The sequence below is a fragment of the Sphingobium sp. L-44 genome, assembly GCF_056859495.1.
This window is the reverse complement of sequence record NZ_JBSXOQ010000078.1, coordinates 42282-56247: the sequence shown is the minus strand read 5'-3', so window position 1 is coordinate 56247 and position 13966 is coordinate 42282. Positions and strand designations below refer to the sequence as shown.

At 64.3% G+C, this 13966-nt stretch carries 9 protein-coding genes; 8 read left to right on the top strand and 1 reads right to left on the bottom strand.

Features of this window, described 5'->3' with window-relative positions; genetic code table 11:
* Positions 1-32: 32 nt before the first annotated feature.
* Positions 33-1337, top strand: coding sequence for a sugar MFS transporter (locus AC13EK_RS08420; RefSeq protein ID WP_069337956.1), 1305 nt, complete (start codon positions 33-35; stop codon positions 1335-1337).
* 227 nt (positions 1338-1564) lie between these two features.
* Here the strand turns inward: AC13EK_RS08420 and AC13EK_RS08415 are convergent, their stop codons facing one another.
* Positions 1565-2332, bottom strand: coding sequence for a FadR/GntR family transcriptional regulator (locus AC13EK_RS08415; protein WP_069337957.1), 768 nt, complete (start codon positions 2330-2332; stop codon positions 1565-1567).
* A 231-nt stretch (positions 2333-2563) separates the two neighbouring features.
* Here AC13EK_RS08415 and araD1 point away from each other — a divergent pair, with 231 nt between their 5' ends.
* From araD1 to AC13EK_RS08380, 7 genes are all read left to right on the top strand, one after another.
* Positions 2564-3556 (top strand): AraD1 family protein, encoded by a 993-nt coding sequence (gene araD1, locus AC13EK_RS08410; protein ID WP_069337958.1) that lies wholly within the window; start codon positions 2564-2566, stop codon positions 3554-3556.
* Between the two features lie 4 nt (positions 3557-3560).
* Entirely contained in the window at positions 3561-4487 is a 927-nt protein-coding gene (locus AC13EK_RS08405) for a Gfo/Idh/MocA family protein (protein WP_069337959.1), read from the top strand.
* Positions 4488-4506: 19 nt separating this feature from the next.
* Entirely contained in the window at positions 4507-6072 is a 1566-nt protein-coding gene (locus AC13EK_RS08400; protein WP_069337960.1) for an alpha-N-arabinofuranosidase, read from the top strand.
* 82 nt (positions 6073-6154) lie between these two features.
* Positions 6155-7183: an arabinan endo-1,5-alpha-L-arabinosidase gene (locus AC13EK_RS08395; RefSeq protein WP_069337961.1), complete on the top strand. Its 1029-nt coding sequence runs from the start codon at positions 6155-6157 to the stop codon at positions 7181-7183.
* A gap of 52 nt (positions 7184-7235) precedes the next feature.
* Entirely contained in the window at positions 7236-8669 is a 1434-nt protein-coding gene (locus AC13EK_RS08390) for a glycoside hydrolase family 43 protein (RefSeq protein WP_069337962.1), read from the top strand.
* A gap of 258 nt (positions 8670-8927) precedes the next feature.
* The gene (locus AC13EK_RS08385) at positions 8928-11732 is read left to right on the top strand and encodes a TonB-dependent receptor (protein WP_069337963.1); all 2805 of its coding nucleotides are present in this window, start codon (positions 8928-8930) and stop codon (positions 11730-11732) included.
* A 129-nt stretch (positions 11733-11861) separates the two neighbouring features.
* The gene (locus AC13EK_RS08380; RefSeq protein ID WP_277788234.1) at positions 11862-13883 is read left to right on the top strand and encodes an MGH1-like glycoside hydrolase domain-containing protein; all 2022 of its coding nucleotides are present in this window, start codon (positions 11862-11864) and stop codon (positions 13881-13883) included.
* Positions 13884-13966 lie beyond the last annotated feature (83 nt).

Here is a 13966-nt window from a genome sequence, read left to right as displayed (position 1 = left end):
TCAGCTAGTGGAACTGCACTGGAGAAGGATGAATGGCAGGACCGATTTCCTCAGGCGCTGCGCCGGTCGCAACGCATAACCCCGGCACGCGTTATGGGCCCGCGCTCGCGCTGCTGGCCAGCCTCTTCTTCATGTGGGGCTTCATCACCGTCATCAACAACACGCTGCTGCCGCATCTGCGCAGCGTGTTCGAGCTGAGCTATACCCAGACGACCTTGATCGAATCGGTCTGGTTCATCGCCTATTTCGTCGCCTCGATTCCCTCGGCCAAGCTGATCGAGCGGGTCGGCTACCAGAAGTCGCTGGTGATCGGCCTGCTGATCATGGCCGCCGGCGCGCTGGGCATGACGATCGCCGCCTCCATCCCCTCCTATGGCGTGACCCTGGTCATGCTGTTCGTGATCGCCAGCGGCATCACGCTGCTGCAGGTCGCCGCCAACCCCTATGTCGCGGTCGTCGGCAAGCCGGAAACAGCCTCGTCGCGCCTCAATCTGGTGCAGGCGATGAACTCGGCCGGCACGATGCTGGCCCCGATGTTCGGCGCCTATCTGATCCTCGGCCGGTCGAAGGCCGGCACGGCGCAGGGTGAAGTCGTCCTGACCCAGGCCGAACGCCTGGCCGACGCCCAGTCGGTGATCCTGCCTTATGTGCTGGTCGCGATCGTGCTGGTGGTGCTGGCCTTCGTCATCGCCCGCTTCCCCCTGCCCGCCATGGGCAGCGCAACCTCGCGCCTCGCCAAGGAAGAGCGCAAGAAGCATTCGCTCTGGTCGCACCGCAACCTGGTGTTCGGCATCCCGGCGATCTTCATCTATCTGATCGCGGAAATCGGCGTCGCCAACCTGTTCGTCAATTTCGTCAGCCAGCCCACCATCGCCAACCTGACCCATGAGCAGGCCGGCAATTATCTGTCGCTGCTGTGGGGTGGCATGATGGTCGGCCGCTTCGCCGGTTCGGCGATCATGCAGAAGTTCGATGCGGGCCATGTCCTCGCCGCCTTCTCGGTCGGTGCCTTCATCGTGATGATGGTCACCGTCTTCACCACCGGCCCGGTCGCCATGTGGTCGCTGATCCTGGTCGGCCTGTTCCACTCGATCATGTTCCCGACCATCTTCACCCTCGGCATCAAGGGCCTCGGTCCGCTGACCGAAGAAGGTTCGGGTCTGCTGGTGATGGCGATTGCCGGTGGCGCACTGGTCGTGGTGCAGGGCTGGATGGCCGACCATTATGGCCTGCAGACCAGCTTCCTGCTGACTGCCGCCTGCGAACTCTATGTCCTCTTCTACGCCCTGTGGGGATCGAAGACGACGCAGGCGCTGCCGGAGCCGGAACTGCACTAATCATCGGGGCAGCAGCCCAACAGAAAAGGCCGGGGTGGACATCCACCCCGGCCTTTTTCTTTGACCTGTTTTGTTAGCTACCGCACCGGCCCGCACCCCCACCCGGCCGCCCAGACATGGTATCCTGATGGGAGGCCGGGTGGGGTTCAAACGAGTCACGCGCCTCGTTTGAAGGCCGGTGCGGTTCCAAAAAAATGCGCTCTTCCGCGCATTTTTCGTCAGACGCCTCAGCGTCCCATCGTGCTCGCCGTATCCTCCAGCGCCAGGTCGACCAGCACGCCCATCGCCTCGGCCGCCGCGACCGGATCGCCCGCCGCGATCGCGTCATAGACGCGGACATGGTCGGGAATCGGGTTGCGCGGCAGGGCACGGGCGCGCTGCTTGAACTGGGTGGTCCAGTTGACCGCCGCGCCGATGCTGGCAGTCAGCGTCAGCAAGGCATCATTGCGCGTCGCGTTCAGGATCGCATTGTGGAAATCGCGGTCGGCCGCGCGCCCTGCCTCGGTCGCCAGCGTATGGCGGCGCATCGCGGTCAGCGCATCCTTCATGATGCGCAGATCCTCCTTGTCGCGCCGCATCGCCGCCAGCCGCGCCGCGGCCGGCTCGACGATGGCGCGCAGCTCGAACAGGTCGCGCACGAACTGGATGTCGGGTTCGCCGGCAAAGGCCCAGGCCAGCACTTCGGGGTCCAGCAGGTTCCAGCGATTGCGTGGCAGCACGCGGGTGCCCGCCTTGGGCCGGCTTTCCACAAGCCCCTTGGCGGTCAGCACCTGGATCGCCTCGCGATAGGCGCTGCGCGATACTTCCAGTTCCTCGGCAAAGGCGACTTCGCCCGACAGCGTGTCGCCGGGCTGATATTGGCCGGACAAGATCGCCATGCCCAGCTTGTGCGCGATCGCGCCATGCAGCCGGCGACCGGGGCCGCGCGTCGGCTTGGCCGCCCCTCCGCAATTGTCCGCCCCTGCCCCATTTCCGGGCGGCTTCCCCTGTTCCATTCACGCTCCTCTCGGCCTGCCCCTCATCAGGCATGGCTCTTCTTAAAAGACAATCATTGCCATTACCATCTTCCTGTAATATGTCGGAGTAATTAAGGGATGGAAAGGGAAAAGGCGGCCACCATTCGGCTGATTGCCCGACCTTTCCAGGCAGCGCGCCAGCATGGCGCAAAGCGGGATTGTCTAGCCAATACCAGCGCCACGGATCGGCGCGCGGGAGGAGAGTTTTTCATGACATTGCGTCTGTTGCAGCACCGCGCCGAAAACGGCGTCCGGTCCGTGATCGCGGCCGAAGGTGACACCGCCCATTTCGTTCCCGGTTTCGACAGCATCCGCGCGCTCGCGCTGCATGCCATCGACCGCAAGATCAGCCTGGCCGAAGCGGTCGCCGCCGCAGGCAAGGGTGATGCTGTCAACATCGGTGTCGCTTTCGAGGCCGGCGAACTGCTCGCCCCGATCGACCATGAGGATGGCGCCCATATCCAGCTGACCGGCACCGGCCTCACCCATCTCGGCTCGGCCGAGGGTCGCGACAAGATGCACCGCGAGGCGGCCGCCGTCGAAAAGCAGACCGATTCGATGCGCATGTTCCTGGAAGGGCTGGAGGGCGGCAAGCCCGCCGCCGGCCAGACCGGCCAGCAGCCCGAATGGTTCTACAAGGGTGACGGCTCGCAGCTCGTCGGCCCGACCGATCCGCTCACCATGCCCGCCTTTGCCAAGGATGGCGGCGAGGAACCGGAAATCGCCGGCATCTACATCATCGGCTCCGACGGCATGCCCTATCGCCTCGGCCTCGCGCTCGCCAACGAGTTCAGCGACCATGTGACCGAGCGTCACAATTATCTGTGGCTCGCCCATTCCAAGCTGCGCCAGGCCTCGCTTGGCCCGGAACTGCTGGTCGGCACGCCGCCCGAGCATATCGAGGGCACCAGCCGCATCCTGCGCGACGGCCAGACCATCTGGGAAAAGCCGTTCCTGTCGGGCGAAGGCAATATGTCGCACAGCTTCGCCAATCTGGAACATCATCATTTCAAATATGACCTGTTCCGCCGTCCCGGCGACGTCCATGTCCATTTCTTCGGCACCGCTACCCTGTCCTTCAGCGACGGCGTGCAGACGCAGGAAGGTGACGTGTTCGAAATCATCGCCGCGCCCTTCACCCTGCCGGTGCGCAATGCGCTCAAGCGCGCCGAACCTGTCGAAGTGACCGTACAGGCGCTCTGAAGCGATGGACCCGATCCGCATCGCGATCATCGGCATCGGCAAGATTGCACGCGACCAGCATGTCCCCGCCATCCGTGGGAACAGCGCGTTCAGTCTTGCCGCGACGGTCAGCCCGCATGATGCCGGACTGGACGGCGTGCCGCACCATGCCAGCCTGGACGAATTGCTGGAACAGGGTCCGGCCGTCGATGCGGTCGCGCTCTGCACCCCGCCCCAGGTCCGTTACGACCTGGCGGCGCAGGCCCTGGCAAAGGGCATCCATGTCTTCCTGGAAAAGCCGCCCGGCGCGACCCTGGCCGAAGTGGCCGCGCTCAGCGCCCGTGCCGACAAGGTCGGGGCCAGCCTGTTCGCGGCCTGGCATTCGCGCTTTGCCGCTGGCGTCGCTCCGGCCCGCGCCTGGCTCGCCGAACGGCGGATCGACAAGGTGTCGATCATCTGGCGTGAGGATGTCCGCGTCTGGCATCCGGGCCAGGCCTGGATCTGGCAGCCCGGCGGCCTCGGCGTGTTCGATCCCGGCATCAACGCCCTGTCGATCGCGACCCATATCCTGCCGCGCCCCTTCTTCCTGAAGGACGCGACCCTGGTGCTGCCGGAAAACCGCGCAGCGCCGATCGCCGCCGATATCCTGTTCCGCGACACCGCCGGCGCCGAAATCCACATGGATCTCGACTGGCGCCAGACCGGCCCGCAAAGCTGGGACATCATCGTCGAAACCGATGCCGGCCCCTTGAAGCTCAGCCATGGCGGCGCCGTGCTGTCGCTGCCCAGCGGCACCGAACATGGCGAGGATATCGAATATGCCGGCCTCTACAGCCGCTTCGCCACATTGATCCGCGGCGGCCGCAGCGATGTCGACACCGACCCGCTGCGCCTGGTCGCCGACGCCTTCCTGCGCGGCAAGCGGGAAACCACCGACGCATTTCACGACTGACATTCGAGAGGAGAGAGGAATGTTGAAAGCCCTGCGCCGTACCACGGCCGCGCTGCTGCTGTGCGCCACCGCGCTCGCGCCGGCCGCGCACGCCCAGACCGGCGGCAAGCCGACTACGGCGACGATCCATGCCGACCAGCCCGGCGCCGTCTATGACAAGCGCGTCTTCACCCAGTTTGCCGAGCATCTGGGCAATGGCATCTATGGCGGCCTGTGGGTCGGCAACGACAAGTCCATCCCCAACACCAACGGTTTCCGCAACGACGTGGTCGCCGCGCTGCGCAACCTGTCGGTACCGGTGATCCGCTGGCCCGGCGGCTGCTTCGCCGACGAATATCACTGGCGTGAGGGCATCGGCCCCAAGAAGGACCGCCCGGTCAAGGTCAACACCCATTGGGGCGGCGTGACCGAACCCAACACCGTCGGCACCCACGAATTTTTCGAGCTGCTGCGCCAGGTCGGCGCCGAAGCCTATATCGCCGGCAATGTCGGCAATGGCACGCCGCAGGAAATGGCCGAATGGGTCGAATATATGACCGCGCCCGCCGGCAGCCTTGCCGAACTGCGCGCCAAGAACGGCCATAAGGAACCCTGGGCCGTTCCCTATTTCGGCATCGGCAACGAGCTGTGGGGTTGCGGTGGCAACATGCGCCCCGAATTCGCCGCCGACGAAACCCGTCGCTACGCCACCTTCGTCAAGGCGCCGGCAGGCACCAAGATCATGAAGGTCGCCGCCGGCGCGAATGTCGACGACTATAACTGGACCGAAACCATGATGCGCGTCGCGGGCGACAAGCTCGATGGCGTCTCGCTCCATTATTATGTCCACCCCGCCGGTGGCTGGCCGCCGCGCGCGCCCGCCGTCGACTTCGACGAAAATGGCTGGGCCGACGCGCTCAACGGCGCGATGCACATGGACGAGCTGATCACCAAGCACAGCGCGATCATGGACAAATATGATCCCAAGAAGCGCGTCTTCCTGGCGGTCGACGAATGGGGCGCCTGGTATGCCCAGGATCCGGGCACGCATCCCGGCTTCCTGCGCCAGCAGAACACGCTGCGCGACGCGCTGATCGCCTCGATCCATCTCGATATCTTCGCCAAGCATGCCGACCGCGTCCGCATGACCGCGATCGCGCAGATGGTGAACGTGCTGCAGGCGATGATCCTGACCGACGGCAAGAAGATGGTGCTGACGCCCACCTATCATGTCTTCGAGATGTACAAGCCCTGGCAGGACGCCACCGTGCTGCCGATCGACATCCAGACGCCCTGGTATGCGAAGGATCAGTACACGATGCCGGCGGTCAGCGGCTCGGCGGTCAAGGGCAAGGACGGCAAGGTCCATGTCGGCCTGTCGAACCTCGACCCGAACCAGACCAACACCGTCACCGTGAAGCTGGACGGCCTGAGCGCCAGCGGCGTCACCGGTCGTATTCTGACGGCGTCGGCGATCAATTCGCACAACACGTTCGACGCGCCCGAAACCGTCAAGCCCGTCGCCTTCACCGGCGCACAGGTCAGCGGCGGCACGCTGACCGTCGCGCTGCCGCCCAAGTCGGTGGTCGTGCTCGAACTGCAATAAGGCTTTTCGCCAACTGGGTGGGCGGCTCCTCGGGGCTGCCCGCCCATTTTTCGTTTTCGATAATCTGGGGAGAGGCCGGCAGATGCGGCAGACCATCATCACCTTGGCAAGCCTTGCCCTGCTGGCCGGCAGCGCGATTGCGCAAGCGCCAACCGAGCAGCCCGCGACCACGCTCAACGATCGCCTGACCGGCGACCTCGTCCCCACCCATGATCCGGTCATCATCCGCGAAGGCAGCACCTATCATGTCTTCAGCACCGGCCATGGCGACCGGCTGATCGAGACGCGGACCTCGCCCGACCTTGTCCACTGGACCGCCGGCGAGCCTGTCTTCACCGCCCTGCCCGACTGGGCCAAGCAGGCAATCCCCGGCAGCAACGGCATGTGGGCGCCCGACATTTCCTATGTGAACGGCCGCTATCGCCTCTATTATTCGGTTTCGACCTTCGGTTCGAACCGCTCGGCCATCGGCCTTGCCACCAGCCCGACACTGGACCCCAAGGCGAAGAATTTCGGCTGGCGCGACGAGGGGCTGGTCGTCATGTCGACCAGGGAGGATGATTATAACGCCATCGATCCCAATTTCATCATCGACCGCGATGGCCGCCACTGGCTGAGCCTCGGCAGCTTCTGGACCGGCATCAAGCTGTTCGAGCTGGATCCCAGGACCGGCAAGCCCAAGGATCCCAAGGCCAAGCCCTATTCGATCGCACGTCGCCCCGCCCCCGCCGGCGGCCCGGCGCCGGTGGAAGCGCCCTTCATCGTCGACCATGGCGGCTATTATTGGCTGATGGTCAGCTATGACTATTGCTGCAAGGGCGTGAACAGCACCTATTACACCGTGATGGGCCGCTCCAAGGACATCACGGGCCCCTATCTGGGCAAGGACGGCAGCCCGCTGATGGAAGGCGGCGGCAGCATCTTCCTGCGCGCCGACCTGCAGGAACAACAGCGTTTCCGTGGCCCCGGCCATGCCGGCTGGCTGCATGACAAGGACGGCAAGGACTATGTCGTTTACCATGCCTATGACAAACAGGCGAACGGCGCCCCCACCTTGCGCATCGCCCCGGTGCGCTGGGGGGCTGACGGCTGGCCCGTTGCCGATTATTGATCCAATTGTCTGACTATCGCCGCGTCCCGCCGCGGCATCAGGAGAGAGAAGAATGAATTTCGCCCTGTCCCGCCGTGGCTTCCTTGCCAGCACTGCCGCCTTGTCGGCCGCGCCGATCGCCGCCCGTGCTGGCGCCGCCGCTCCGGCCGTTGCCGCCCCGGTGCCGGTCAATCCGCTGGTCAAGCAGCGCGCCGACGCGCAGGTCTTCCTGCACGATGACGGCTATTATTACATGACCGGATCGGTGCCCGAATATGACCGTCTGGTGCTGCGCCGCTCCAAGACACTGGCCGGCCTTGCCACCGCCGAGGAGGCGGTGCTGTGGCGCCATGAGGCAAGCGGCCCGCGCTCCGGCTTCATCTGGGCGCCCGAACTCCACCAGATCGACGGCAAATGGTATATGTATTTCGCCGCCGGTCCGAGCGGCGGCGGCGACGACGTGTTCCGCATCCGCACCTATGCCGTGGTGTGCGACGGCGCCGATCCGATGACCGGCAAGTGGAGCGTGCTGGGTGAGTTCCATGCCCCCCGGGACAGTTTCAATCTCGATTCGACCAGCTTCGTCCACAAGGGCGTGCGCTATTTCGCTTGGGCCCAGAAGGAACCGGGCATCGACACCAACAGCAATCTCTACATCGCCAAGCTGGAATCGCCGCTGAAGCTGGCCGGCAAGGCGACCCGCCTGACCGTGCCGACACTCGATTGGGAAGTGCGCGGCTACAAGGTGGCCGAAGCCCCCGCCGTCCTGCATCGCAACGGCCGTCTGTTCATGACCTATTCGGCCAGCGCCACCGACGCGCGCTATTGCCTGGGCATGCTGACCGCGGACGAGAATGCCGACCTGCTCGATCCCAAGAGCTGGACCAAGTCGCCCCAGCCGGTGTTCAAGACCTGCACCGAAACCAGCGTCTATGGCCCCGGCCACAACAGCTTCACCGTGGACGAGAAGGGCCGCGACATCCTCGTCTATCATGGCCGCGACTATGAGGCGATCCAGGGCGACCCGCTGTTCAACCCCGACCGCCACACCCGCGTCCAGCGCCTCTATTTCCAGGCCGACGGCACCCCGGACTTCGGCGTGCCCGTGGGCAACGGCGCCATGCCGGAACGGTTCGTCTCGGCTGCCGATCCCAAGGCGCTGCTGGCCCATCAGGGCACCGACCTGATCGCGGGGAATCCCGCGCTCGCCCAGACCCAGTTCCGCCAGTCGCCCGGTCGCGCCGGCGCGAAGAGCGTGATGCTCTCCCCCATCCTGCTGCCCGACCATTATCTGGTCGCGGCGAAGGACGGCACGGTCAGCCTGATGAAGGATGATCGCAGTGCCGATTTCGCGCTGCGTAGCCAGTTCGTCCGGTTCGAGGATGCCGCCCAGGGCACGGTGCGCTTCGCGACCATCGCCGTCGCCGGCAAGCATCTCGCCGCGATCGACGGCCGCATCGGCCTCGCGCGCAGCAAGGATCCGCGCACGCAATGGTACGCCGACTGACCGCGACTCGCCGAGTCTGACAAATAGGGCCATGGGCTCGCGCCGCCAAAAGCCGCGCAAGCCCATGGCCTTTCGGCTTTTTATGGCCTGAAATGCCCGAAAAACCGGGCCAAAATCGCTGCGGCAAAATTGCAACATGGGTGCCACGAGCGCAACCCCGGCCCAATATTTCACTTGCGCTTCTCAGCATGTGGAAATAATTAGTCCGAGTAATTCGTGGGCATGGCAACGGGCCAGCCCCTTGGGGAGGACTTGAAAATGGCTATCCGGCCGATCGCACTCTGTTCTGCGTCGCTTGTCGCACTGACTCTGTCGGGCGCCGCCTTCGCGCAGACCGACGCCGCTCCGCAGACCATCGCGCAGGACGCGCCGGCAGATGAATCCGCCGACATCGTCGTCACCGGCGTGCGCGCCTCGATCGTCGGCGCGCTGAACGTCCGCAAGAACTCGACCCAGATCGTCGACTCGATCGTCTCGGAAGATGTCGGCAAGTTGCCGGACAATAACGTCATTGAAGCGCTCCAGCGCGTGACCGGCATTCAGGTCACCAACCGCGCTGGCGGCGAAGCTGCCGGCATCTCGATCCGCGGCCTGCCCGACGCGCTGACCACCCTCAACGGTCGCAACATCTTCACCGCTGCCGGCCAGTCCTTCTCGCTGCAGGATATCTCGGCCAACCTCGTCAACCGCGTCGACGTCTACAAGACCCGCTCGGCCGACCAGATCGAAACCGGCCTCGCCGGCCAGGTCGACGTCCAGACCCGTCGCCCGTTCGATTTCGACGGCTTCGCCATTTCGGGCCTGGCCCGCGGCATCTATAACGAGCAGGCCGACACCTATAATCCGAACGTCGCACTGCTGGTCAGCGACCGCTGGGAAACCGGCATCGGCGACATCGGCATTCTGGTGAACGGCAGCTACACCCGCACCAAATATCGCGACCAGACCGTCACGGCCGGTGCGCTGGTGCCGTTCGCTGCCGAAGCCGGCAACGGCTTCTCGCGTCTGGAACGCATCTTCCCCGGCCCGGACAATGTGAACTGGCAGCCCGGCCTTGACCGCGGCCTGCCCACCGCCGCTGGCTCGACGCTCGACATCAACGGCGCGCAGGTTCCCTATCTCCTGTCGCGCGACGCCGTGTTCAGCTCCGACCTCTATGGCAAGCGCGAGCGGCCGTCCTTCAACGTCGCCCTGCAGTGGGCACCGAACAGCAGCTCGGTCTACACCGCTGAAGTCTTCTATGCCGGCTATCGCGGCGAAACCTTCAACAGCCTGCAGTTCAGCTTCGTCGACTGGTGGGGCAACCCCGGCACCGTCGAAACCTATGAAGGCACCAACATCGTCAAGTCGCGCACCGGCGTGGCCGACGTCTATGGCTTCAACAGCGGCGACTTCACCAAGTCGAAGACCGACAGCTTCGTCTATGCCCTGAACGGCAAGTGGGATCTGGGCGATCGCGGCAAGATCGTCGGCGACCTCGCCTACCAGACCAGCAAGGTGAAGTCGTCCTTCATCGCGATGCGCACCGACCGTGTCGCCAGCTCGATCGACGTCGATTTCAACGCTGGTGGTGGCATCCCGTCCTACCACTTCAGCGACGACAGCCTGCTGAACGACCCCAGCATCTGGAACGTCGTACAGATGTACGACAATGCCAATCGCGACAAGGGCAGCGCCATCACCGGCACGCTCGATGGCTATTACACCTGGGACGAAGGCTTCATCCGCCAGCTGAAGGCCGGCATTCGCATCGACCAGCGCAAGGCATCGAACGCCGTGCGCACGCAGGATCGTGGCGCACCGCTGGTGGCGACCACCCTGGCCGATCTGGGCGAAGGCGCCGCCTTCACCAACAAGGACTTCTACCAGGGCCGCGCCGACGTGCCGTCCAGCTGGACGCTGGCCAACGGCTATTGGCTGCATGACAATGCAGATCTGGTGCGTGGCCTCTATGGCCTGCCGACCTCGGACCAGCTGTCGCTGCAGAAGACCTTCGACATCGATGAAAGCACCATCGCCATGTATGTGCAGGCCGATGGCGAGGTCTCGATCTTCGGCCGTCCGCTCAAGCTGCAGGCTGGCGTCCGCTACGTGACGGTCGACACCGACTACAACTTCTTCGACCGCTATAATGGTGGCGCGCATACTGGTGTGTCGCAGGGCTCGGACAAGTGGCTGCCCAGCTTCACCGCCCGCTACGAAATCTTCGACAATCTGCGCCTGCGCTTCAACTATGGCGAAACGCTGCGTCGTCCCAACTTCGGCGATATCAACCCGAACTATAACCTGACCGGTGACCTCACCAATGTCGGCTATGGCAGCGGCAGCGCTGGCACGGCCAGCCTGGCGCCGACCCATTCGAAGAATTTCGACGTGGCGCTGGAATGGTATTTCGAACGCAACAGCGCGATCACGCTGACGGGCTTCCGCCGCGAGATCAGCGGCCTGGTCGTTCCGCTGACCGTCATGGAATATATCCCGAACAACGGCATCGAAGCCGGCGCAACGGATTATTTCGCCATCACCCGCCCGGTCAATGCGTCGGACGGCGTGCTCAAGGGGCTGGAACTGGGCCTGACTTACTTCCCCAGCTATCTGCCGGGTCCGCTCAAGGGTCTGGGCTTCGTGGGCAGCGTCACGGTCCTCGACTCCAAGCAGAATATCCCGCTCACCAATTCGGCCGGCGAAGTGACCGGTCAGGCAAGCTCGTCCTTCTTCGGCGTGTCTGACCTCAGCTACAACGCCACCCTGGCCTATGATAATGGTCCAATCGGCGCGCGCCTGTCCTATATCTGGCGCAAGGAATTCCTCGCCAATAACGAGGCACGCCTGTTCGCCAATCCGATCGGCGTGTGGCGTAACCCGGAGGAAAGCCTGGATCTCCAGCTCACCTGGAACGTCAATGATCGCCTGGGTGTGACCTTCGACGCGGTGAACCTCACCAAGTCGAAGCAGCAGACCTACTATAAGTTCGAAGATGTCGGCGGCCCGGATCAGTTCAACCTGGGCACCACCCTGTTGTCGCGCACCTTCGCGCTGGGTGTCCGCTACACCTTCAAATAAGTGCCCGATGGGGCGTGGCGTCTCCTCGCTGCGCCCCATTTTCATGGCGGTCGTTCCGGGAACCTCTCCAACTCCCCGGAACGGCCGCCATATTTGTTTCAGGATATAGGGAGACGGACGATGCGCGCGATGAGGATGCTTCTGCTGGCAGGGGCTGCCATGATCGGCATGGGTGCCGCTTCTCCCCCTCCCCGCACCGCCGGTATGGATACCCATGCCATCGCGGTGCAGCGCTTCGGCAATGACGCGCCCTGGTATCAGGATCGCATCCCCTTCTTCGAATCCGCCGATCCGAAGATCGACGCCGTCTATTATTATCGCTGGCAGCTATATCGCGGGCATCAGCGCGATCTGGGCGAAGAAGGCTATATCACCACCGAATTTTTCGACGATGTCGACTGGCAGCGCCATCCTTATGCCAGCCTCAACGACGCGACCGGCTTTCATCTGGCCGAAGGGCGCTGGCTGAACGACCGGCGCTTTGCCGACGACTATATCCGCTTCATGTATCGCGGCGGCAATGACCGCCACTTCACCGACTATATGGCGGACTCGGTCTGGGGCCGTTACCTGATCGACGGCGACAAGGCAGGCGTGCTCGAACATCTGCCGGTGATGCGCCATATCTACCGCCTGTGGGACGAGAAGTTCGACTTCGACAAGGGGCTCTATTTCGTCGAGCCGCTGCTCGACGCGACCGAATATACCGTCTCCTCGATCGACGCCTCGGGCGGCAAGGACGGCTTCCGCGGTGGCGACGCCTTCCGCCCCTCGGTCAACAGCTACATGTATGCCAATGCCCGCGCGCTGGCGAAGATGGCGACCATGGCCGGCGACACCGCCATGGCGCAGGAATATGAGGCGCGGGCACAGGCGCTGAAGGACCATGTCCTTGCCGACCTGTGGAGCGAGAAGCTCGACCATTTCATCGACCGGCACGAGAGCCGCAAGAATCCGCACGTCAAATATTGGGATCCGATCCGCAATCGCGAACTGGTCGGCTACCTCCCCTGGATGTTCGACCTGGTCCCGGACGACGCCAAATATGCCGGCGCCTGGGCGCATCTGCTCGACCCCGCCTCGCTCGCCGGCAAGGCGGGCATGCGCACGGTCGAAGCGAATTACGAATATTATATGCGGCAATATCGCTATCTGGGCGATGCACCGGAATGCCAGTGGAACGGCCCGATCTGGCCCTATCAGACGACCCAGGTGCTGATCGCCATGGCCAATCTGCTCGATCATCATGCCCAGCAGGGCCCGGTGACCCGCAGCGACTATATGCGCCTGCTGCGCCAATATACCGCGCTCCATTATCAGGGGAACCGGCTCGATCTGGAGGAGGATTATCATCCCGAAACCGGCAAGCCGATCGTCGGCCTCGATCGCAGCCATCATTATTTCCATTCGGGCTATAATGACCTGATCCTGGGCGGTCTGGTCGGCATCCGCCCCCGCGCCGACGACGTGCTGGAGGTGAACCCGCTGCTGCCCGACGCCGGCGATCCGCAGGCGCTGGCCTGGTTCCGGGCGCAGGACGTGCCCTATCATGGCCATCGCATCGCCGTGACCTGGGACGCGGACGGCAGCCATTATGGCCGGGGCAAGGGCCTGTCGGTCGAGGTCGACGGCAAGGAAGTCGCCCGGCGCGAGACATTGGGCCGGATCGAGCTGCCGGTGGCGCGCGTCGCCAATGCGCCGGTCGCCCGGCCGATCAACCGCGCCGTGCAACTGGTGCGCGGCCAGTTCCCGATCGGCAGCGCATCCAGCAACACCGACCCCGAAAATGTCCATGACGCGATCGACGGCCGCACCTGGTTCTTCCCCGAACTGCCCAATGGCTGGTCCTCCGCGCCCGGAGAGGCCAACCAATGGTATGCCATCGACCTGGGCAAGCCAGTGTCCATCGGCCGCGCCGAACTCGCCTTCTTCGCCGACGGCAAGCAGTTTGCCGTGCCGCAATCCTATCGCCTGCAGGCCATGGTCGATGGCCAATGGCGCGATGTCGCGACGCCCAAGGGCGCGCCGCTCGCCAATGGCGTGACCGACCTGCGCTTTGCCGGCCGCGCCGCGCGCCAGTGGCGGGTGCTGATGCGCCAGCCCCAGGGCAAGGCGATCCGGCTGGCGGAGATCAAGCTGTTCGACCGCTGAATTGGCTATGGCCCTCGATCGTGACGCAGCCTAAACGGACCGTCGCCCTGTTCAGTAAGCTGTGTTAGGGCGGATCGATCGGC

Bases quoted from the DNA above. Each gene is read 5' to 3' on its own strand.
- AC13EK_RS08395 (WP_069337961.1), top strand. From the start codon at position 6,155: ATGCGGCAGACCATCATCACCTTGGCAAGCCTTGCCCTGCTGGCCGGC.
- AC13EK_RS08380 (WP_277788234.1), top strand. From the start codon at position 11,862: ATGAGGATGCTTCTGCTGGCAGGGGCTGCCATGATCGGCATGGGTGCC.
- AC13EK_RS08420 (WP_069337956.1), top strand. From the start codon at position 33: ATGGCAGGACCGATTTCCTCAGGCGCTGCGCCGGTCGCAACGCATAAC.
- AC13EK_RS08390 (WP_069337962.1), top strand. From the start codon at position 7,236: ATGAATTTCGCCCTGTCCCGCCGTGGCTTCCTTGCCAGCACTGCCGCC.
- AC13EK_RS08405 (WP_069337959.1), top strand. From the start codon at position 3,561: ATGGACCCGATCCGCATCGCGATCATCGGCATCGGCAAGATTGCACGC.
- AC13EK_RS08415 (WP_069337957.1), bottom strand. From the start codon at position 2,332: ATGGAACAGGGGAAGCCGCCCGGAAATGGGGCAGGGGCGGACAATTGC.
- araD1 (WP_069337958.1), top strand. From the start codon at position 2,564: ATGACATTGCGTCTGTTGCAGCACCGCGCCGAAAACGGCGTCCGGTCC.
- AC13EK_RS08385 (WP_069337963.1), top strand. From the start codon at position 8,928: ATGGCTATCCGGCCGATCGCACTCTGTTCTGCGTCGCTTGTCGCACTG.
- AC13EK_RS08400 (WP_069337960.1), top strand. From the start codon at position 4,507: ATGTTGAAAGCCCTGCGCCGTACCACGGCCGCGCTGCTGCTGTGCGCC.